This is a genomic window from Streptomyces lunaelactis (assembly GCF_003054555.1).
GTDB classification, from domain to species: Bacteria; Actinomycetota; Actinomycetes; order Streptomycetales; family Streptomycetaceae; genus Streptomyces; species Streptomyces lunaelactis.
Genome location: NZ_CP026304.1, coordinates 5,136,350 through 5,156,481, shown reverse-complemented (window position 1 = coordinate 5,156,481; position 20,132 = coordinate 5,136,350). Strand labels below are relative to the sequence as shown.

The following is a 20,132-nucleotide window of genomic DNA, read 5'->3' as shown; positions in this document are numbered from 1 at the left end:
ACACGCGCAGGACACACCGGCCTGCAAGATACGGCACAGGGCGGCCATCCGCGAGAGATGGCCGCCCTGACTGTGCTGTCCCGGGGGACTCCCCCCGGACCCCTGGCAGCAAACACCACGGGGTCCAGGGGGACTATGCCTTACTGGTTGTACGGACCGTAGTCGTAGTCCTCCAGCGGAACGGCCTGGCCGGAGCCGGTGCCGAACGGCGAGTAGTCGATGTCGTCGTAGCCGACGGCCGAGTACATCGCGGCCTTGGCCTCCTCGGTGGGCTCCACCCGGATGTTGCGGTAGCGGGACAGGCCCGTACCGGCCGGGATGAGCTTACCGATGATGACGTTCTCCTTGAGGCCGATCAGGGAGTCCGACTTGGCGTTGATCGCCGCGTCGGTCAGAACCCTGGTCGTCTCCTGGAAGGACGCCGCCGACAGCCACGACTCGGTGGCGAGCGAGGCCTTGGTGATACCCATCAGCTGCGGACGGCCGGAGGCCGGGTGGCCGCCTTCCGTGACCACACGACGGTTCTCGGTCTCGAACTTCGAGCGCTCGACGAGCTCGCCCGGCAGCAGCTCGGCGTCGCCGGACTCGATGATCGTCACACGGCGCAGCATCTGCCGGATGATGATCTCGATGTGCTTGTCGTGGATCGACACACCCTGCGAGTTGTAGACCTTCTGGACCTCGCCGACCAGGTGGACCTGGACCGCGCGCTGACCGAGGATCCGCAGCACGTCGTGCGGGTTGGTGGCACCCACGGTGAGCTTCTGGCCCACCTCGACGCGGTCGTCCTCGCCCACCAGCAGACGGGCACGCTTGGAGATCGGGAACGCCGTCTCCTCGCTGCCGTCGTCGGGGGTGACAACGAGCTTCTTGGTCTTCTCGGTCTCCTCGATACGGACGCGGCCTGCCGCCTCCGAGATCGGGGCGACACCCTTGGGCGTACGAGCCTCGAAGAGCTCGACGACACGGGGCAGACCCTGGGTGATGTCGTCACCGGCCACACCACCGGTGTGGAAGGTACGCATCGTCAGCTGGGTACCGGGCTCACCGATGGACTGGGCGGCGATGATGCCGACCGCCTCACCGATGTCCACCAGCTTGCCGGTGGCGAGCGAACGGCCGTAGCAGTACGCGCACGTGCCGACCGCGGACTCACAGGTCAGGACCGAGCGGGTCTTGACCTCCTCGACGCCCGCGGCGACGACCGCGTCGATGAGCACATCGCCCAGGTCGACATTGGCCGGCGCGATGACCTTGCCGTCGACGACGACGTCCTCGGCGAGCATGCGGGCGTACACGGACGTCTCGACGTCCTCCGCCTTGCGCAGCACACCGTCGGCACCGCGCTCGGCGATCCGCAGCTTGAGGCCGCGGTCGGTGCCACAGTCCTCTTCGCGGATGATGACGTCCTGCGAGACGTCCACCAGACGACGGGTCAGGTAACCCGAGTCGGCGGTACGCAGGGCGGTGTCCGCCAGACCCTTACGGGCACCGTGCGTGGAGATGAAGTACTCCAGCACGGACAGGCCCTCGCGGAACGACGCCTTGATCGGACGCGGGATGGTCTCGTTCTTGGCGTTGGACACCAGACCACGCATACCCGCGATCTGACGCATCTGCATCATGTTTCCGCGAGCACCCGAGTTGACCATCATGGAGACCGGGTTGGTCTTCGGGAAGTTCGCGTTCATCGCCTCGGCAACCTCGTTGGTCGCCTTGGTCCAGATCGCGATGAGCTCCTGGGTGCGCTCTTCCTTGGTGATCAGACCGCGCTCGTACTGCTTCTGGACCTTCTCGTCCTGCGCCTCGTAGCCCTTGACGATCGCCTTCTTGGCGTCGGGGACCACGATGTCCGAGATGGCCACGGTGACACCGGAACGGGTCGCCCAGAAGAAGCCCGCAGCCTTCAGGTTGTCGAGCGTCGCCGCCACGATGACCTTGGGGTAGCGCTCGGCCAGGTCGTTGACGATCTCGGAGAGCTGCTTCTTGCCCACCGTGTAGTCGACGAACGGGTAGTCCTCGGGCAGCAGCTCGTTGAAGAGCGCGCGGCCCAGAGTCGTACGCAGCCGGAAGGTGTCACCCTGCTGCCACTCGGGTTCGCCCTCTTCCCGCGCCGGCGGGGTCCAGCCGCGCGGCGGGATGGTGCCCACCGGGAAGCGGATGTCGACCTTCGCCTGGAGCGAGAGCTCCCGGTTGTCGAACGCCATGGTCGCCTCGGCGCTGGAGCCGAAGGACCGGCCCTCGCCGATGACCTTGCGCTCTTCCTCGTCGGTCGTGAGGAAGAACAGACCCAGCACCATGTCCTGGGTCGGCATGGTGACCGGACGGCCGTCGGCCGGCTTCAGGATGTTGTTCGAGGACAGCATCAGGATGCGTGCCTCGGCCTGCGCCTCTGCGGACAGGGGCAGGTGGACGGCCATCTGGTCACCGTCGAAGTCCGCGTTGAACGCGGTGCAGACGAGCGGGTGGATCTGGATGGCCTTGCCCTCGACCAGCTGCGGCTCGAAGGCCTGGATGCCGAGGCGGTGCAGGGTCGGAGCACGGTTCAGCAGCACCGGGTGCTCGGCGATGACCTCTTCGAGGACGTCGTACACGACGGTGCGGCCACGCTCGACCATGCGCTTGGCCGACTTGATGTTCTGCGCGTGGTTCAGGTCCACCAGGCGCTTCATCACGAACGGCTTGAAGAGCTCCAGCGCCATGGCCTTCGGCAGACCACACTGGTGCAGCTTCAGCTGCGGGCCGACGACGATCACGGAACGCGCGGAGTAGTCCACACGCTTACCGAGAAGGTTCTGACGGAATCGACCCTGCTTGCCCTTCAGCATGTCGCTGAGAGACTTCAGCGGGCGGTTACCGGGACCGGTCACCGGGCGACCACGGCGGCCGTTGTCGAACAGCGCGTCGACGGCCTCCTGCAGCATCCGCTTCTCGTTGTTCACGATGATCTCGGGGGCACCGAGGTCAAGGAGACGCTTGAGGCGGTTGTTGCGGTTGATCACACGGCGGTACAGGTCATTCAGGTCGGAGGTCGCGAAGCGGCCACCGTCCAGCTGCACCATCGGACGCAGGTCCGGCGGGATGACCGGCACGCAGTCGAGCACCATGCCCTTGGGGCTGTTGCTGGTCTGCAGGAACGCGGAGACGACCTTGAGGCGCTTGAGCGCACGGGTCTTCTTCTGGCCCTTGCCGGTGCGGATGATCTCGCGAAGCCGCTCGGCCTCTTCATTCAGGTCGAAGGACTCCAGGCGCTTCTGCAGCGCCGCGGCACCCATCGAACCGTCGAAGTACGTGCCGAAGCGGTCACGCAGCTCGCGGTAGAGGAGCTCGTCGCCCTCCAGGTCCTGGACCTTGAGGTTCTTGAAGCGGGTCCACACCTCGTCGAGACGGTCGATCTCGCGCTGCGCACGGTCACGCAGCTGCTTCATCTCACGCTCGGCACCTTCGCGCACCTTGCGGCGCACGTCGGCCTTGGCGCCCTCGGCCTCGAGCTCGGCCAGGTCGGTCTCGAGCTTCTTGGCGCGGGCCTCGAGGTCGGAGTCGCGGCGGTTCTCGACCTGCTGGCGCTCGACGGAGACATGGGCCTCCAGCGAGGGCAGGTCGCGCGTCCGGCGCTCCTCGTCCACGAACGTGATCATGTACGCGGCGAAGTAGATGACCTTCTCGAGGTCCTTCGGCGCGAGGTCGAGCAGGTAGCCAAGGCGCGAGGGGACGCCCTTGAAGTACCAGATGTGGGTGACAGGCGCGGCCAGCTCAATGTGGCCCATCCGCTCACGGCGCACCTTGGCGCGGGTGACCTCGACGCCACAGCGCTCACAGATGATGCCCTTGAAGCGGACACGCTTGTACTTACCGCAGTAGCACTCCCAGTCCCGGGTCGGACCGAAGATCTTCTCGCAGAAGAGTCCGTCCTTCTCGGGCTTCAGGGTGCGGTAGTTGATGGTCTCCGGCTTCTTCACTTCGCCGTGGGACCACTGTCGGATGTCGTCCGCGGTCGCAAGACCGATCCGCAGCTCGTCGAAGAAGTTGACGTCGAGCACTATGCGTCAATCCCTCTCAGGGGGTCGTGCCCCTCGCCGTAAAGCGAGATATCGGGCGCTAAATCATGGTCTGTACGGGTCCGGGGCAGGGTCGGGACCTCACGAGGAGGTCCCGACCAGACCCGTCAGACCTCTTCGACGCTGCTCGGCTCGCGCCGGGACAGGTCGATACCGAGCTCCTCCGCAGCGCGGAAGACGTCCTCGTCCGTGTCGCGCATCTCGATGGACATACCGTCCGAGGACAGCACCTCCACGTTGAGGCAGAGCGACTGCATTTCCTTGATGAGCACCTTGAAGGACTCGGGAATGCCGGGCTCGGGGATGTTCTCGCCCTTGACGATGGCCTCGTAGACCTTCACGCGGCCCGTGACGTCGTCGGACTTGATGGTCAGCAGCTCCTGGAGGGCGTACGCGGCGCCATAAGCCTCCAGCGCCCACACCTCCATCTCTCCGAATCGCTGGCCACCGAACTGGGCCTTACCACCCAGCGGCTGCTGGGTGATCATCGAGTACGGACCGGTCGAGCGAGCGTGCAGCTTGTCGTCGACCAGGTGGTGGAGCTTGAGGATGTACATGTACCCGACCGAAACCGGGTCCGGGAACGGCTCACCGGAGCGGCCGTCGAACAGGTTGGCCTTGCCGGACGGCTGGACCATCCGGTTGCCGTCGCGGTTCGGGATCGTGGACTCGAAGAGACCGGAGATCTCGTCCTCGCGCGCACCGTCGAAGACGGGGGTGGCGACGTTCGTACCGGGCGGGACCTCGTCCGCGCCGATGAGCTTCAGCCGCTCCATCCACTCCTCGCTGCCCTCGACCTTCCAGCCCTGGCTGGCGAGCCAGCCGAGGTGGATCTCGAGAACCTGTCCCGGGTTCATTCGGGACGGGACACCCAGCGGGTTGAGGATGATGTCGACCGGGGTGCCGTCCTCCAGGAACGGCATGTCCTCGATCGGCAGGATCTTCGAGATGACGCCCTTGTTGCCGTGACGGCCGGCGAGCTTGTCACCATCGGTGATCTTGCGCTTCTGCGCGACGTAGACGCGAACCAGCTGGTTCACGCCCGGCGGCAGCTCGTCGCCCTCCTCGCGGTCGAAGACGCGTACGCCGATGACCTTGCCGATCTCGCCGTGGGGCACCTTCAGCGAGGTGTCACGGACTTCGCGCGCCTTCTCTCCGAAGATCGCACGGAGCAGACGCTCCTCCGGGGTCAGCTCGGTCTCGCCCTTCGGCGTGACCTTGCCGACGAGGATGTCGCCGGCGACGACCTCGGCACCGATACGGATGATGCCGCGCTCGTCGAGGTCCGCGAGGACCTCCTCGGAGACGTTCGGGATGTCCCGGGTGATCTCCTCCGGGCCGAGCTTGGTGTCACGGGCGTCGACCTCGTGCTCCTCGATGTGGATCGAGGAGAGGACGTCGTCCTGCACGAGGCGCTGCGACAGGATGATCGCGTCCTCGTAGTTGTGACCCTCCCACGGCATGAAGGCGACCAGCAGGTTCTTGCCGAGCGCCATCTCGCCCTGCTCGGTGGCCGGACCGTCGGCGAGGACCTGGCCCTCGACGACGCGGGCGCCCTCGTCCACGACAACCTTCTGGTTGACCGAGGTGCCCTGGTTGGAGCGGGAGAACTTGGCGATGCGGTACGTGGTGTACGTGCCGTCGTCATTGGCGACGGTGATGTAGTCCGCGGATACCTCCTGGACAACACCTTCCTTCTCCGCCTTGATGACGTCACCGGCGTCGACCGCGCAGCGGTACTCCATGCCGGTGCCGACCAGCGGCGCCTCGGACGTGATCAGCGGCACGGCCTGGCGCATCATGTTCGCGCCCATGAGGGCACGGTTGGCGTCGTCGTGCTCGAGGAACGGGATCATGGCGGTCGCGACCGACACCATCTGGCGCGGCGAGACGTCCATGTAGTCCACGTCGGAGCCCGGGACGTAGTCGACCTCTCCGCCACGACGGCGGACCAGCACGCGGTTCTCGGCGAACCGCATGTCGTCGGTCAGCGCGGCGTTGGCCTGCGCGATGACGAACCGGTCCTCCTCGTCGGCGGTCAGGTAGTCGACGTCGTCGGTGACCTGGTCGTCGACGACCCGGCGGTACGGCGTCTCGACGAAGCCGAACGCGTTCACCCGGCCGTACGAGGCGAGCGAGCCGATCAGACCGATGTTCGGGCCTTCAGGGGTCTCGATCGGGCACATGCGGCCGTAGTGGGACGGGTGCACGTCACGGACCTCGAAGCCGGCCCGCTCACGGGAGAGACCACCCGGGCCAAGAGCCGACAGGCGGCGCTTGTGGGTGAGACCCGACAGCGGGTTGTTCTGGTCCATGAACTGCGACAGCTGGCTGGTGCCGAAGAACTCCTTGATGGAGGCGACGACCGGCCGGATGTTGATCAGGGTCTGCGGCGTGATCGCTTCGACGTCCTGGGTCGTCATGCGCTCACGCACGACGCGCTCCATCCGAGCCAGACCCGTACGGACCTGGTTCTGGATGAGCTCGCCGACGTTACGCAGACGACGGTTGCCGAAGTGGTCGATGTCGTCGGTCTCGACGACGATCTGGTTGCCGCTCTCGCCGACCGTCTCGGTCTCACCGGCGTGCAGCTTGACCAGGTACTTGATGGTCGCGATGACGTCGTCGGTGGTGAGCACGCCGGCGTTCAGCGGCTCATCCGCGCCGAGCTTCTTGTTCACCTTGTAGCGGCCGACCTTGGCGAGGTCGTAGCGCTTCGGGTTGAAGTAGAGGTTCTCGAGCAGCGTCTGAGCGGCCTCGCGCGTCGGGGGCTCGCCCGGACGCAGCTTGCGGTAGATGTCGAGCAGCGCGTCGTCCTGGCCCTGGGTGTGGTCCTTCTCCAGGGTGGCGCGCATCGACTCGTACTCGCCGAACTCCTCGAGGATCTGCTCGGTGGTCCACCCGAGAGCCTTGAGCAGGACGGTGACGGACTGCTTGCGCTTGCGGTCGATGCGGACACCGACCATGTCGCGCTTGTCGATCTCCATCTCGAGCCAGGCACCCCGGGACGGGATGATCTTGGCCGTGAAAATGTCCTTGTCGGACGTCTTGTCGATGTTGGAGTCGAAGTAGACACCCGGCGAGCGGACCAGCTGCGACACCACGACACGCTCGGTGCCGTTGATGACGAAGGTGCCCTTGTTGGTCATGAGCGGGAAATCACCCATGAAGACCGTCTGGGACTTGATCTCGCCGGTCTCGTTGTTGGTGAACTCGGCAGTGACGAAGAGCGGGGCAGCGTACGTGAAGTCGCGCTCCTTGCACTCGTCGATGGAGTTCTTCGGAGGCTCGAAACGGTGGTCGCGGAAGGTCAGCGACATCGACCCGGAGAAGTCCTCGATCGGCGAGATCTCCTCGAAGATCTCTTCCAGACCGGACTTGGTGGGGACGTCCTGTCCGCTGTCCAGAGCCGCCTCGACACGAGACTTCCAAGCGGCGTTGCCGAGCAGCCAGTCAAAGCTCTCGGTCTGCAGCGCGAGGAGGTTCGGAACCTCGAGGGGCTCCTTGATCTTTGCAAAGGAGATGCGCAGCGGGGCGGTGCTGGCGCCGTTGTTCGTATTCGCGGTCGAGGCGTTGCGCGAGGCGGCCAAGAGGGGGTCCTTCCGAGGGCTCGGACTCACTACGCGCGTACCGGTCCCATGCTGGGCACAGAGACAGGCCGTTCCCGATTCAGCCAAGATGGCCAGGTCAGGGACGATTCAGTCGTCGGTGCTCATGCGTGGGAATGCCCCTGGTGACGGGCAGGAGGCAGTTAACAGGCAGCGCAAAGGGTCAGTGTAGCCACTTGGCACACTGATGTCCAGTCCGGGTTTTCGAGACCCTCGTTGTTCTCAACTCCGCGGCTTGCCCTCGCGCCAAGAGGCGCACCTCGATACTGCCCGTTCGGTCGTCGATCCATGCCTCGGTTCCGGATCGTTGTGACGACGCGTCCTGAGAATTGCGCGCTACGTGCGGTTCGTCAAGGCCCCCCAACCCAAACTGGCTGCTGCAATCGTCACTGACCAGTGTTCGGGGCGCACGGCGAAGATCACGATACTCGTCGTAAACGGAAGATCAAGGCAGGCCCCGCCGGAACGCCGAAGGGCGACCACCCGTACGGGTGATCGCCCTTCGCTGTGCACCTTGCGGCGCCTAAGCGGAACCGGCTGTCGCCGATATGCGCCCGGCAGCGCGAGTCAGAGACTCAGAAGGTCACTTGACCTCGACGGACGCGCCAGCACCCTTGAGGGACTCGGCAGCCTTCTCGGCGGCCTCCTTGGCGACCTTCTCGAGGACCGGCTTCGGAGCGCCGTCGACGAGGTCCTTGGCCTCCTTCAGACCCAGCGAGGTCAGCTCACGCACGACCTTGATGACCTGGATCTTCTTCTCGCCGGCACCCGTGAGGATGACGTCGAACTCGTCCTGCTCGGCCTCGGCCTCAACCGGGGCGCCCGCGGCGGCAACGCCGGCAGCGGCGACCGGCGCGGCGGCGGTGACGTCGAACTTCTCCTCGAAGGCCTTCACGAACTCGGAGAGCTCGATGAGGGTCAGGGTCTCGAACTGCGCGAGCAGCTCGTCCTGGGACAGCTTCGCCATGATGGCGTCCTTCCACTAATTCGGCAGGTGCCGGGTGTATATGAAGGCGGGCGTACGGGCCCGCTGCGACCTGGGTGGAACCACGCCCCGGAGGGGCATGGGGGGTACTACTCGGCCACCTCGGCCTCGGCGGGAGCCGGCGTACCGGCACCGCCCTGCTCGACCTTGCTGCGAAGCGCCTCCGCGGTGCGGACGAACTTCGACAGCGGGGCCTGGAAGAGCGCGGCAGCCTGAGACTGCTTGCCCTTCATGGCACCCGCCAGCTTGGCGAGCAGAACCTCGCGGGACTCGAGGTCCGCAAGCTTCTTGATCTCATCGGCGGACAGCGCCTTACCGTCAAGGACACCGCCCTTGATGATGAGGTTGGGGTTGTCCTTGGCGAAGTCACGAAGACCCTTCGCCGACTCCACCGGGTCACCGGTGATGAAGGCAACCGCCGTCGGACCCGCGAACAGGTCGTCGAGCGTGTTGATCCCGGCCTCGTTGGCCGCAATCTTGGTCAGCGTGTTCTTCACCACGGCGTACTGGGCGTTCTCACCGAGCGAACGACGCAGCGTCTTGAGCTGCGCCACGGTGAGACCCCGGTACTCGGTCAGCACGGCGGCGTTCGAGCTACGGAACTGGTCCGTGAGCTCGGCTACCGCGGCAGCCTTGTCGGGCCTTGCCATAGAGCGTCGGCCTCCTTCCGGGTGATGAGGACCGCTCAGAAGGGGCTGGGCAAAACGAAACGCCCCGGCGCAGGCGCACGGGGCGTAGCTCGACCGGACGAGTCCGGGAGCTTTCCACGGTCACCTACGCGGGTCGTCCGCAGCTAGCGGATCCTTCGGCCGCTGCACCCTCTTGCGAGGACACAGCAACGACCAGCGGTCTTTGGCTTCTGGGGAAGAGTACGTGAACGGATCCCTGTCAGGCAAATCGGGCCATCGAGGCGATCCCGTCAGCTCTGACCTGCGGACTTCAGGCCCTCGCCGAGCTCCTTCAGCATGTCCATGAGGTCGAAGGTCTCGCCGGCCGGCGGTGCCTGCACGGTGGCCTCGGCCCCGTAGTCCCAGTAGTTCGCCACGATCTTGACCTGGCCCTCGGGGCTGTCCACAGCGACGTCCATCTTCACCGGGTAGTCGTCCTCGTTGACCCACACCTCGGTGTCGTAGCCCTTGATACCGGACTTCTTCATGGTGGCGAGGAGGTCCTTGCGCTCCTTCTCGCCGAGCGCGTCGAGCGAGTCGTTGGAAGCCACCATCTCGTCGAGTGTGAGGGTGCCCTTGTAGTGCCGGGCCTCGACTCCGTCGACCTTCTCCGCGCCGATGTGCTTGAGGTTCGGCGATTCGAGCAGCATCGCGAGTTGCTGGGCCGGGTCCTGGTTCATGCTCTCCAGGCTGCCGGTCATCCGCTTCTGCAGCGCCTTGCCCCCCGCCGCCTCGGCCGCGGCCCCGAGGTCGAGCTTCATCCAGCGCTTGCCGTCCATCTCCTTGGACGCCTTGGTGCCCATGTCCACGTACATGGCGCTGGTGAGCCACACCATGCGGATCTGCTCCGGAGCCGTCGGCGCGGCCGCGAACATAGAGCCCTTCATGGTCATGTCCATCACGGTGGGGTCCCACCCCATGACCCCGGACATCTCCATGGTCCCGCCGCCGTCCATGGCGGCCGGCATCGTCATCGTCATACGGACCTTGGCCGACTTCGCCGCCGCGGTCTTCTTGTACGCCGCCGTGAGGACCTGCGTCACGGCCGTACGGGACTGCGTCTCGGTCCTCGGCGTCCCGGTGGACTTCTTCTCCCCGTCGCCACCCTGACAGCCGGCCACGCCTGCTATGACGGCCACAGCCGTCAGCGAGACGCCCCCGCGCCTCCATACGGACACGCTCATGCCCCACCCCTCGTCTGTCTGCGAACACCGGAACGGTAACGCAGGCATGTGACAGCAGGGCAGCAGAAAACCGGCCCCCGCAGCTCCGTAGAGGTGCGGGGGCCGGCTTCAGTACGCGAGACCCGCGACTGCCGTCAGATTCAGACGGCGGCCGGGTCCTCCTCGACGAGGAGGTTGCGGGTGCGGTTGGAGTCCAGCGGGATGCCGGGGCCCATCGTCGTCGCCAGGGTCGCCTTCTTGATGTAGCGGCCCTTCGCGGCGGACGGCTTCAGACGAAGGATCTCGTCCAGCGCCGCGGCGTAGTTCTCGACCAGCTTCGTCTCGTCGAAGGAGACCTTGCCGATGATGAAGTGCAGGTTCGAGTGCTTGTCGACGCGGAACTCGATCTTGCCGCCCTTGATGTCGTTCACAGCCTTGGCGACATCGGGGGTGACGGTGCCGGTCTTCGGGTTCGGCATCAGACCACGCGGACCGAGCACGCGGCCGAGGCGGCCGACCTTGCCCATGAGGTCCGGGGTGGCGACGACGGCGTCGAAGTCCAGACGGCCCTTCGCAACCTCGTCGATCAGTTCGTCGGAGCCGACAATGTCGGCGCCCGCGGCTTCCGCGGCCGCAGCACGGTCACCGGTCGCGAAGACCAGGACCCGGGCGGTCTTGCCGGTGCCGTGCGGAAGGTTGACGGTGCCACGGACCATCTGGTCGGCCTTGCGCGGGTCAACACCCAGGCGGAAGGCGACCTCGACGGTTCCGTCGAACTTGGCGGCGGCGGTGTCCTTGGCGAGACGGACGGCCTCGAGCGGGGCGTAGGCGCGCTCCCGGTCGATCTTCGCGTCCGCAGCGCGGAGGTTCTTGCTGCGCTTCACTTCTGCTCCTGTGGAGTAACACCATGCGGCTGACGCCGCGTGGCAGGTATGGAGTCGTGGTGCGGACCAGCGCTTGGCCCTACCACTCCGGTCTCGCGGGGGCTGATTCAGCCCTCGACCGTGATGCCCATGGAACGGGCGGTGCCGGCGATGATCTTCGACGCGGCGTCCAGGTCGTTGGCGTTCAGGTCGGGCAGCTTGACCGTGGCGATCTCGCGGACCTGGGCGCCGGTGAGCTTGGCAACCTTGGTCTTGTGCGGCTCGCCGGAGCCCTTGTCCACACCCGCGGCCTTGAGGATCAGCTTGGCGGCCGGCGGAGTCTTGGTGATGAAGGTGAAGGAGCGGTCGTCGTAGACCGTGATCTCCACCGGCACGACCATGCCACGCTGCGACTCGGTCGCGGCGTTGTAGGCCTTGCAGAACTCCATGATGTTGACGCCGTGCTGGCCCAGTGCGGGGCCGACCGGCGGGGCCGGGTTCGCCGCACCGGCGTTGATCTGGAGCTTGATAAGCCCCGTGACCTTCTTCTTCTTGGGAGGCATTGCTCTCTCCGGGTCCTAGTGAGAGTTTCCAGCGCTCCACCCAGTCATCCGGATGGAGGCATACCGCACAACGATAACGGGTATAGCTGCGCGGCTAAAAACCGAGCAGGTCAGAGCGGCTTTGAGAGCCGTTCTGACCTGCTCGGAAGGCTTGTGCCCAGAAGGTGTCAGTTCTTCTGGATCTGGTCGAAGCTCAGCTCGACCGGGGTCTCGCGGCCGAAGATCTCGACAAGGCCCTTGACCTTCTTCGAGTCGGCGTTGATCTCGTTGATCGTCGCCTGCAGCGTCGCGAACGGACCGTCGGTGACGGTGACCGAGTCGCCCACCTCGAAGTCCAGCACCTGGACCTCGACCTTGCGGGCCGGAACCGGCTTGCCCTCGGCCTCCGCGGCCTCGCGCGCGGCCTTCTCCTCGGCCTCCGGGGCGAGCATCTTGACGATCTCGTCCAGGGTCAGCGGGTACGGGTCGTAGGCGTTGCCCACGAAGCCGGTGACACCGGGGGTGTTGCGGACGACGCCCCAGGACTCGTTCGTCAGGTCCATTCGGACCAGGACGTAGCCGGGAAGCTTGTTCTGGCGGACGTTCTTACGCTCGCCGTTCTTGATCTGGACGATCTCTTCCTCGGGCACTTCGGCCGAGTAGATGAAGTCCTCGACGTTCAGCGAGACGGCACGCTGCTCCAGGTTGGCCTTCACGCGCTTCTCGTAACCGGCGTACGTGTGGATGACGTACCACTCGCCGGGCAGACCGCGCAGCTCCTCGCGGAGCGCGGCGACCGGGTCGACCGGGGCCTCGGGCTCCGTCGGCTCTTCGCCCTCGGCGGCCTCTTCGTCCTCGGCTTCGGCGTCGGCGGCCTCTTCGGCCTCCTCGACGTCGGCTGTGGCGGCCTCGTCCTCTTCTGCCTCGGCAACCGCGGGGGCCTCTTCTGCCTCGGTAACCGCGGTGGCCTCGTCCTCGACGTGCATCGCGGCCTCTTCGGCCGGCTCGCCCGCGGCGGCGTCAGCAGCTTCGGCCTGGTCCGGCTCCACAGCGTCCGCCGCCTCAACGATGTCGAGTTCGTCCTCCACGGACTCCTCCGACTCGATGGCGTCGTTCAGGTTCGGGTCAGACACGGTGGCTGCTTCTTCCTGGATACAGATGGGGTGGAACATGCGAAAGGGGCGCCGCTGCCGGCGCCCTCCGCGGCCTCAGCCGAAGACGTACTTGACGGCTTCCTGGAACCCATAGTCAATCACGGTCACAAGACCAATCATGACGACTACGAAGACAATCACCACTGTGGTGTACGTCGTCAGCTGGTTGCGAGTAGGCCATACGACCTTGCGCAGCTCAGCGACGATCTGTCGGTAGAAGAGCGCGAGACGGCCCAGAGGGCCCTTCTTTCCGCGCTTGCCGCCCTTGCGGGTCTTCTTCGACTCCGGCGCCTCGTCATCGGCATCAGGCATGTCGATGGAGCCCACGGCGTCCGTCACGATCTTTCACCTGATTCCGGGTCGTGGCCGCGCCGCGCCCGGTGGAGCCGCACGGCGGTTGGTTGAATGTACGTACATGCGCACACATCCTGGCGAAGGAGTGTGTAGCAGGGCCGGAGGGACTTGAACCCCCAACCGCTGGTTTTGGAGACCAGTGCTCTACCAATTGAGCTACGACCCTTTGTGGTTTCCCCAACCTACCCCATCCGACGATGTGGTTGGTGAGGGCCAACGACGAGTGAGTGTACGTGGTCGCAGGCCCGGCGTCGAACAGATAGCGCCGGGGTGGTTCCTGTCCGCTACTCGAAACAGGTGTGCCGGGTGCGTTTGTCGTCTGGGACGATGGGCCGTATGAGCGCTGCAACCCCTCCGACCGAGCGCCGGGTCTCCGCCCGCATCGGTGCGATCTCCGAGTCCGCGACCCTCGCCGTCGACGCCAAGGCCAAGGCACTGAAGGCCGCCGGGCGTCCGGTGATCGGCTTCGGCGCGGGTGAGCCGGACTTCGCGACACCCGACTACATCGTCGAGGCCGCGATCGAGGCCGCCCGCACCCCGAAGTACCACCGCTACACCCCGGCCGGCGGGCTCCCCGAGCTCAAGGCCGCCATCGCCGCGAAGACGCTGCGCGACTCGGGTTACGAGGTCGAGGCCTCCCAGATCCTGGTCACCAACGGCGGCAAGCAGGCGATCTACGAGGCCTTCGCGGCGATCCTGGATCCGGGCGACGAGGTCATCGTCCCCGCGCCGTACTGGACGACCTACCCCGAGTCGATCCGGCTGGCGGGCGGTGTTCCGGTCGACGTCGTGGCCGACGAGACCACCGGTTACCGGGTCTCCGTCGAGCAGCTGGAGGCGGCGCGTACGGAGCGTACGAAGGTCGTGCTCTTCGTCTCCCCCTCCAACCCGACGGGCGCGGTCTACAGCAAGGCCGACGCCGAGGCGATCGGGCGCTGGGCCGTCGAGCACGGGCTGTGGGTACTGACGGACGAGATCTACGAGCACCTTGTGTATGGGGACGCCACGTTCACCTCGCTGCCGACGCTCGTGCCCGAGCTGCGCGACAAGTGCATCGTGGTCAACGGTGTGGCCAAGACCTATGCGATGACCGGCTGGCGTGTGGGGTGGCTCATCGGTCCGAAGGACGTCGTGAAGGCCGCGACCAACCTGCAGTCGCACGCCACGTCGAACGTCTCCAATGTCGCGCAGGTTGCTGCGCTGGCCGCGGTGTCCGGGAACCTGGACGCGGTCGCCGAGATGCGTGCCGCCTTCGACCGCCGCCGGCAGACGATCGTGCGCATGCTCAACGAGATCGACGGCGTGCTGTGCCCGGAGCCGGAGGGCGCGTTCTACGCGTACCCCTCGGTGAAGGCGCTGCTGGGCAAGGAGATCCGCGGCAAGCGTCCGCAGAGCTCGGTGGAGCTGGCGGCGCTGATCCTTGAGGAGGCCGAGGTGGCGGTCGTGCCGGGCGAGGCCTTCGGTACGCCGGGCTATCTGCGGCTGTCGTACGCACTGGGTGACGAGGACCTGGTCGAGGGTGTCTCGCGGCTCCAGAAGCTGCTCGCCGAGGCGCGCGACTAGCGGGTACTCAAGGAGAAGGGGACGGGCTCCCGGCTGCACGGCCGGGGGCCCGTTCCCGTTTCCGGTTCTTCGTTCGGGCAAGGACCCGATCGGGGAAAGGGGCTGCCGGACGGCGGTCGGGTGCGGCAAGATCCTTCAATGGAGCACGTACGTGACCTGAGCCTGCTGCCGAAGGCCCATCTGCATCTGCACTTCACCGGGTCGATGCGGCCCACCACCCTGCTTGAGCTCGCCGACAAGTACGGCGTTCATCTGCCCGATGCCCTGACCAGCGGCGAACCGCCCAAACTGCGGGCGACCGACGAGCGCGGCTGGTTCCGTTTCCAGCGGCTCTACGACATCGCACGGTCCTGCCTGCGCTCCCCCGAGGACATCCAGCGGCTGGTGCGCGAGGCCGCCGAGGAGGATGTGCGGGACGGCTCGGGCTGGCTCGAGATCCAGGTCGACCCGACCTCGTACGCCCCCATGCTGGGCGGTCTGATTCCGGCGCTGGAGATCATCCTGGATGCGGTGGAGCGCGCCGGCCGGGAGACCGGTCTCGGCCTGCGCGTGCTGGTCGCAGCGAATCGTATGAAGCACCCGCTGGACGCCCGTACGCTGGCCCGGCTCGCGGTCCGGTACGCGGACCGCGGGGTGGTCGGCTTCGGTCTCTCCAACGACGAACGCCGGGGCATGGCAAGGGACTTCGACCGCGCCTTCGCGATCGCCCGGGACGGCGGCCTGCTGGCGGCGCCGCACGGCGGCGAGCTCACGGGCCCCGCGTCCGTACGGGACTGCCTGGACGATCTGCACGCCTCGCGCATCGGGCACGGGGTACGGGCGGCGGAGGACCCCCGGCTGCTGCGGAAACTGGCCGAGCGCGGTGTGACGTGCGAAGTGTGCCCGTCGTCAAATGTGGCCCTGGGGGTGTACGAGAAGCCGGCCGACGTACCGCTGCGGACGCTGTACGACGCGGGGGTGCCGATGGCGCTGGGGGCGGACGACCCGCTGCTCTTCGGATCGCGGCTGGCGGCGCAGTACGAGCTGGCGCGGAGGCATCACGGCTTCACGGACGCCGAACTGGCGGAGCTGGCACGGCAGTCGGTGCGGGGCTCGGCGGCTCCGGAGGAAGTCCGGAACAAGCTGCTGTCCGGGATCGACGACTGGCTGGCCGGCTGACTGACTGACTGACTGACCAAGTGGCGCACTAGCTGATTCCGCTCAACAAGGTGCGGGCGATTCCCGCGGCGAACTCGTCGAGCGACTGCGGAGGCTTTCCGTCCGGCGTCATGTCGTACGCGAAGGCCCGCTGGGCGCAGGCCCCGAGCAACAGGGACGCGGCCGCGTAGGTGTCGGCGCCGGCGCGGATCCGTCCGGCGTCCTGCTCGGTGCGCAGATAGGCGTCGAGGCCCCGGATGGGCACGTGCGGGCCCGTACCCAGTTCACGCATGGCGTCGTCGTGGCGCTGCTTGAGTTTGGGCTCCGCGTAGAGCGAAGCGGCGATCGGGAAGCTCTGGGCGTAGAAGCGGGCGGCCTGGCGGGCGATCTCTATGAGGTTCTCCTCGACGCTCCGCTCCCCCGGTTCTGCGACGAGGGTCTCCAACAGCGGCTTGAGCCTGGGCAGCCGCTCCTTCAGCACGGTGACGAACAGCTCCTCCTTGCTCGGGAAGTACTTGTAGAGCGCGGCCTCCGAGCAGCCGGCCGCCTTGGCGATCTCTTTGGTGGTGGCACGGGCGAGGCCGTTGGTGAGCATGACCTGATGCGCGGCATCAAGGAGGCGGACCCGGGCCGGCGGCGGCTGCTGCATGCGTGCTCCAACCAAGCTTGACGAATGGTGAGTATCCACTCACCCTAAAGGTGAGTGAATACTTACCCACCTTGGAGGTGCGGGCAATGAGGCTCACAGTGTTCGGCGCGAGCGGCGGTATCGGACAGGAGATCGTCCGGCAGGGCCTGGCGGCAGGTCACCAGGTCACAGCGGTGGTACGGGATCGGGCGCGGCTGCCGGTGACGGGCGAGGGCCTCGAGGTCTTCACCGCCGAGCTCGACGCCCCGGAAGCACTGCGGCCGGCCGTGGCGGGCCGGGACGCGGTGCTCTCGGGCCTCGGGCCCCGCGGCCTCAAGTACGCGGGCATCGCGACGACCGGTACGCGCGCGATCCTGCGGGCGATGGAGGCCGAGGGCACCCGCCGCTTCCTTGCCGTGAGCGCGGCACCGCTCGGTCCCGTACCGGAGAACGAGACGTTCTTCCTGCGTTACGTCGGGACCCCGCTGGTCTCCCGGGTGCTGCGCAAGCACTACGACGACCTGCGGGGCATGGAGGACGAGATGCGGCGCAGCGCGACGGACTGGACAGCTGTACGGCCGCCGCAGCTCAAGGACCAGCCGGTGACGGGGACCTACCGGACGGCGATCGGCGGGAATCTGCGGGGCGGGTCGAAGATCGGGCGGGCGGATGTGGCGCACGCGATGCTGGCGATGGTGGGAGACCCGGGGACGCTGAAGCAGGCGGTCGGGGTGGCGTACTAGGGTCTTTCGTTTGGATCAGGCCGGATGAGTGAGCGGGGTCTCGACAACCTGGGGAACCCGGCAGGTTCCATCGCGGTTCAGAGGCTGACGCCGACCGTCACCGGCTCGTTGACGAGCGTGACCCCGAAGGCCTCGTGCACGCCCGCCACGACCTCGCGGGCGAGGGCCAGCAGGTCCTCCGTGGTGGCCTCGCCGCGGTTGGTGAGGGCGAGCGTGTGCTTGGTCGAGATACGGGCCGGGCCGCTGCCGTACCCCTTGGTGAAGCCGGCCTTGTCGATCAGCCAGGCCGCCGAGGTCTTGGTGCGCCCCTCGCCCGCCGGGAAGGCGGGCGGCGCGATGTCCGGGCCGAGGCGGTCGTGGACGCGGGCGAGGAAGGACTCATGCGCGGCCCGATCGAGGATCGGGTTGGTGAAGAAGGACCCCGCGGACCAGGTGTCGTGGTCCTCGGCGTCCAGCACCATGCCCTTGCCGGCGCGCAGCTTGAGCACCGTCTCGCGGGCGTCGGCGGCCGGAACGCGGTCGCCGGCCTCGACCCCGAGGGCGCGGGCCGTCTCGGCGTACTTGAGCGGGGCCGACAGCCCGTCCGCGTCCTCGAGCTCGAAGCGGACGCGCAGGACGACATAGCGCTCGGGGTGCTGCTTGAAGCGGCTGTGGCGGTACGAGAAGGCGCACTCGGCGTTCGGGACGGTGACCGTCTCGCCGCTGCGGCGGTCGTAGGCGACGACCTCGGTGATGGTGCTGGAGACCTCCTGGCCGTACGCGCCGACGTTCTGGATCGGGGTCGCGCCGGCCGAGCCCGGGATGCCGGCCAGACACTCGATGCCCGCCAGACCCGCCTCGACGGTGCGCGCGACCGCGTCCGTCCAGACCTCGCCGGCGGCCAACTCGAGCTTCGTACCGGAGAGTTCGAAGCCTCGCGTCGCGATACGGAGCGCGGTGCCGTCGAAGCCCTTGTCCCCGATGACGAGGTTGCTGCCGCCGCCGATGATCAGCAGCGGGGCGCCCGCGGCGTCGGCCTCGCGTACGACGGCGATCACCTCGTCGTCGGTGGTGGCCGTGACGAGGCGCGTCGCGGGGCCGCCCAGCCGGAAGGTGGTCAGGGGGGCGAGGGGGGCGTCGTGGAGTTCCTGCACGGGGACAAGGGTACGGTCCTCGGCCCTGACGCTCGGGCGGGGCCACGGACCGCGTGCGTACACCTGCTGCCGGAACCGGCTGTCATACGGCGACGGGCTCGCGCTCCTCGTTGGCCTGAGAGCTCTTCGGCGCGCTGGCCGGCGTCGCTCCCACGCGGCTCGGGATCAGCAGGGCGACCAGCGCCGCGAGAGCCACGGCGCCCGCACCGATCCAGAGCGCCGGGACGGTGCCGTCGGAGAAGGCCTGAGGGGACTCGTAGCTGCCCTGGGCGGCGAAGACCGCGCCGAGAACCGCGATGCCGAGGGCTCCGCCGACCTCGCGCAGGGCGTTGTTCGCGCCGGAGGCGATGCCCTGCTCGGCGGTGGGGACGCTGGACATGACCACGCTGGCCGCGGGGGCGAAGTACAGCGCCATGCCGATACCGCCGAGGATCAGACCGGGCAGCTGCGCCGTGTACGACACACCCGGCTCCAGGACCAGGGCGAAGAGTGCCAGTCCCGCCGCCTGGAGGGCGAGGCCGGTGGCGATGACCGGGCGGCCGCCGATCTTGTCGGAGAGGTACCCGGCGATGGGCGCGACGAGCAGCGGCATACCGGTCCAGGGGAGCATCCGCAGGCCCGCCTCGGTGGGCGAGTAGCCGGCGACGCCCTGCAGGAACTGGCTGAGCAGGAAGATCGAACCGAACATCCCCAGGAACATCAGCAGGCTCGCGACATTGATGCCGAAGAAAGCGCGCCGGCGGAAGAGCCGCATGGGCAGCATGGGGTTCTTGCTGGTCATCCCGTGGCGTACGAAGGCGACGAGGAGCAGCGTGCCCAGAGTCAGACCGGCCAGGATCGGGGTGCTGGACCAGCCGTCGGCCTGGCCGTTGACCAGGGCGTAGACGATCCCGAAGAGGCCGCCGCTGACGAGCAGGGTGCCGGGGACGTCGAGCCGGGCGTTGGGGGCGTACGACTCGTCGAGGCGCAGCCGGGCCAGCGGCAGCAGGACCAGGCCGATCGGGACGTTCAGCCAGAAGATCCACTGCCACGAGATGTGCTCGGTGAGGCTGCCGCCGATGAGGGGGCCGCTGGCGACGGCGAGGCCGGTGACGGCGCTGAAGATGCCGAGGGCCGCGCCGCGGCGGGCGACGGGGACGGCTGCCGTGAGCAGGGTCAGGGTGAGCGGCATCATGACCGCCGCGCCGACGCCCTGTACTGCGCGGGCGGCGACGAGGGCGTCGATGTCAGGTGCCAGTGCGGCCGCGGCGGAGGCGCCGGTGAAGATCGCCAGGCCCACTATGAAGAGCTTCCGGCGTCCGAAGCGGTCGCCGAGGGCCGCACCGAACATCAGCAGGACGGCGAACGTGAGGGTGTACGCGCTCACCGTCCACTCGAGATCCTCCAGCGCCCCGCCGAGATCCTTGCGGATGGAGGGAAGGGCGGTGGTGACGACGAGATTGTCGAGTGCCGCCATGAATCCAGCGACGCTGGTGATGACGAGAGCCCAGGCGGCGCTGCCGCGGCGGACGGTTTGCTGGTTCATCGCTCCCC

General features: G+C 67.3%; 15 protein-coding genes and 1 tRNA gene. 3 read left to right on the top strand and 13 right to left on the bottom strand.

Going from position 1 to position 20,132, the window contains the following annotated elements; genetic code table 11:
- Positions 1 to 140: 140 nt before the first annotated feature.
- The 10 genes from SLUN_RS23845 to SLUN_RS23795 form a co-directional block, all read right to left on the bottom strand.
- Positions 141 to 4,040, bottom strand: coding sequence for a DNA-directed RNA polymerase subunit beta' (locus SLUN_RS23845; RefSeq protein ID WP_108151494.1), 3,900 nt, complete (start codon positions 4,038 to 4,040; stop codon positions 141 to 143).
- A 125-nt stretch (positions 4,041 to 4,165) separates the two neighbouring features.
- Positions 4,166 to 7,648, bottom strand: a complete 3,483-nt coding sequence (gene rpoB / locus SLUN_RS23840; RefSeq protein WP_108151492.1) for a DNA-directed RNA polymerase subunit beta — start codon at positions 7,646 to 7,648, stop codon at positions 4,166 to 4,168.
- Between the two features lie 601 nt (positions 7,649 to 8,249).
- Entirely contained in the window at positions 8,250 to 8,633 is a 384-nt protein-coding gene (gene rplL, locus SLUN_RS23830; protein ID WP_108151490.1) for a 50S ribosomal protein L7/L12, read from the bottom strand.
- Between the two features lie 107 nt (positions 8,634 to 8,740).
- Positions 8,741 to 9,301 (bottom strand): 50S ribosomal protein L10, encoded by a 561-nt coding sequence (gene rplJ, locus SLUN_RS23825; protein ID WP_108151488.1) that lies wholly within the window; start codon positions 9,299 to 9,301, stop codon positions 8,741 to 8,743.
- Between the two features lie 269 nt (positions 9,302 to 9,570).
- Positions 9,571 to 10,503 carry an SCO4651 family lipoprotein gene (locus SLUN_RS23820; RefSeq protein WP_108151486.1) on the bottom strand — a complete coding sequence of 311 codons (933 nt, stop codon included), beginning with the start codon at positions 10,501 to 10,503 and terminating at the stop codon, positions 9,571 to 9,573.
- 140 nt (positions 10,504 to 10,643) lie between these two features.
- On the bottom strand, positions 10,644 to 11,366 hold the full coding sequence (gene rplA, locus SLUN_RS23815) for a 50S ribosomal protein L1 (protein ID WP_108151484.1): 723 nt from the start codon (positions 11,364 to 11,366) through the stop codon (positions 10,644 to 10,646).
- A gap of 107 nt (positions 11,367 to 11,473) precedes the next feature.
- Complete coding sequence (gene rplK / locus SLUN_RS23810; protein WP_108151482.1) at positions 11,474 to 11,908, bottom strand: 50S ribosomal protein L11; 435 nt, start codon at positions 11,906 to 11,908, stop codon at positions 11,474 to 11,476.
- Positions 11,909 to 12,075: 167 nt separating this feature from the next.
- Positions 12,076 to 13,020: a transcription termination/antitermination protein NusG gene (nusG, locus tag SLUN_RS23805; protein WP_108154902.1), complete on the bottom strand. Its 945-nt coding sequence runs from the start codon at positions 13,018 to 13,020 to the stop codon at positions 12,076 to 12,078.
- A 75-nt stretch (positions 13,021 to 13,095) separates the two neighbouring features.
- The gene (gene secE / locus SLUN_RS23800; protein WP_108151480.1) at positions 13,096 to 13,380 is read right to left on the bottom strand and encodes a preprotein translocase subunit SecE; all 285 of its coding nucleotides are present in this window, start codon (positions 13,378 to 13,380) and stop codon (positions 13,096 to 13,098) included.
- Between the two features lie 108 nt (positions 13,381 to 13,488).
- Positions 13,489 to 13,561, bottom strand: a tRNA-Trp gene (locus tag SLUN_RS23795).
- A gap of 170 nt (positions 13,562 to 13,731) precedes the next feature.
- Here SLUN_RS23795 and SLUN_RS23790 point away from each other — a divergent pair.
- Positions 13,732 to 14,958 (top strand): pyridoxal phosphate-dependent aminotransferase, encoded by a 1,227-nt coding sequence (locus SLUN_RS23790; RefSeq protein ID WP_108151478.1) that lies wholly within the window; start codon positions 13,732 to 13,734, stop codon positions 14,956 to 14,958.
- Positions 14,959 to 15,096: 138 nt separating this feature from the next.
- Entirely contained in the window at positions 15,097 to 16,116 is a 1,020-nt protein-coding gene (locus SLUN_RS23785) for an adenosine deaminase (RefSeq protein ID WP_175313149.1), read from the top strand.
- A 28-nt stretch (positions 16,117 to 16,144) separates the two neighbouring features.
- Here SLUN_RS23785 and SLUN_RS23780 read toward each other — a convergent pair whose 3' ends face one another.
- Positions 16,145 to 16,744 (bottom strand): TetR/AcrR family transcriptional regulator, encoded by a 600-nt coding sequence (locus SLUN_RS23780; protein WP_108151475.1) that lies wholly within the window; start codon positions 16,742 to 16,744, stop codon positions 16,145 to 16,147.
- Between the two features lie 86 nt (positions 16,745 to 16,830).
- Between SLUN_RS23780 and SLUN_RS23775 the strand changes: the two genes are divergently transcribed.
- Complete coding sequence (locus SLUN_RS23775; protein ID WP_108151472.1) at positions 16,831 to 17,466, top strand: NAD(P)-dependent oxidoreductase; 636 nt, start codon at positions 16,831 to 16,833, stop codon at positions 17,464 to 17,466.
- A gap of 77 nt (positions 17,467 to 17,543) precedes the next feature.
- Here SLUN_RS23775 and SLUN_RS23770 read toward each other — a convergent pair whose 3' ends face one another.
- Together SLUN_RS23770 and SLUN_RS23765 are read right to left on the bottom strand one after the other, a co-directional pair.
- Positions 17,544 to 18,662: a UDP-N-acetylmuramate dehydrogenase gene (locus SLUN_RS23770; RefSeq protein WP_257153786.1), complete on the bottom strand. Its 1,119-nt coding sequence runs from the start codon at positions 18,660 to 18,662 to the stop codon at positions 17,544 to 17,546.
- A gap of 19 nt (positions 18,663 to 18,681) precedes the next feature.
- Entirely contained in the window at positions 18,682 to 20,124 is a 1,443-nt protein-coding gene (locus SLUN_RS23765) for an MFS transporter (protein WP_108151468.1), read from the bottom strand.
- Positions 20,125 to 20,132: the final 8 nt, after the last annotated feature.